Below are 1,341 nucleotides of genomic sequence, written 5' to 3'. Positions count from 1 at the left end.
ACCCCCGGAGACGCCACCATGAGTGCCACCTACATCATCAAGGACAACGGCAAGCGCTGCTTCGCCCCGCCCTGCGACCACTACGACGTGTTCCTCGCGGACAAGCCGGGCGAGAAGATCAAGTCCATCCACGAGGTGGACCTGAGCGCCGTCACCGGCGGCGACGACGCGAAGCAGGGCGAACTGATGAAGCGGGCCTTCACGCCCGCGGGCCTCAAGCTGGAGGGCTCGCTGACCGAGGGCCCCAACGCCGTCCGCAACATCAAGCTGGACACGCTGCGCGCCACCCGCGTCATCGACTGACGTGGGGCGAAGGCCCCTGGCCCCGCCGGGACCGCGTCGCACGCGGTCCCGGTCGTGCGTGCCGGAGCCGGCTGTGGATCAGATGCGCACGCCCAGCTGGAAGCCCGGCCAGTTCTGCACGCGCCGGGTGCCGGAGATGTCGTGCGAGCGCACCGGCAGCGTGGACAGCTTCGCGAAGCCCGGGTCGCCCCAGGTGAACCAGGCGTTGTAGGTGGGGCCGCCGAACACGGCGAACCGGGACATGACCTGGAAGCCCACCATGGCGCGCACCTGCACCAGCAGGTTGTTGGAGTCCTCGGAGAAGGGGTTGTCCGTGGACAGCACGTTGCTGCCCGCCGCGTCCACGTCCACCCAGAAGCGCGAGCCCAGCGGGATGTGCCCGCCCAGACCCAGTCCCAGGCTGAAGCGCTGGAAGCGGTCGTCCGGACCGATGCCCGCGATGAGCGTGGTGTACAGGTGCTTGCCCCCGAACTTCAGCGCCACGTTGGTGAGCTGCAGGTCGCTGCCGAACACCTCCAGGTGGAACTGGCCCTTCTTCTCGAAGGTGAGCAGGCCCAGCGGCACGCCGTTCACCTCCTGGGACACGTTGATCAACCCCAGCTGCATGCCGTGCACCACACTGGCCACGTTGATCAACCCCAGCTGCATGCCCGTCACGTCGCCGCCCACGTTGATCAACCCCAACTGCACGCCGGTGACGGCGTGGGCCCGGTTGAGCGCCATCGCGCCCTGCAGGCCCTTCATGTCCCCCGCCACGGAGTTGACGCCCAGCGTGAACTGGACGCCGTGGAGCGCGTTGTTCGCATGGTTGACGCCCAGCGCCAGCTGCATGCCGGAGACGTCCTGGGTGGCGACGTTGAGGCCCAGCGTCGCCTGCATGCCCTGCATCCCGCCCCGCGCGATGTTCGCTCCCAGCGACAACTGCCCCACGCCGTCCACGTCCCCGTTGGAGAGGTTGAGCCCCAGCGCCGCCTGGACGCCGACCAGCCCCCGCTGCGCCACGTTGGTGACCAGCGACAGCTGCGCGCCATGGACCTC

2 pseudogenes are annotated in these 1,341 nt (G+C 69.0%); one reads left to right on the top strand and one right to left on the bottom strand.

What is annotated here, in order from left to right:
* Nucleotides 1-303, top strand: a pseudogene (locus D7Y13_RS41480) (DUF6748 domain-containing protein); the annotation flags it as partial.
* A gap of 78 nt (nt 304-381) precedes the next feature.
* On the opposite strand, the pseudogene D7Y13_RS41475 reads toward D7Y13_RS41480, so the two are convergent.
* A pseudogene (locus D7Y13_RS41475) lies at nt 382-1,341 on the bottom strand (caspase family protein); the annotation flags it as partial.

Source organism: Corallococcus praedator, from assembly GCF_003612125.1.
GTDB classification, from domain to species: Bacteria; Myxococcota; Myxococcia; order Myxococcales; family Myxococcaceae; genus Corallococcus; species Corallococcus praedator.
Note: the sequence above shows the minus strand (reverse complement) of the source record. Positions and strands in the feature narration are given on the sequence as shown.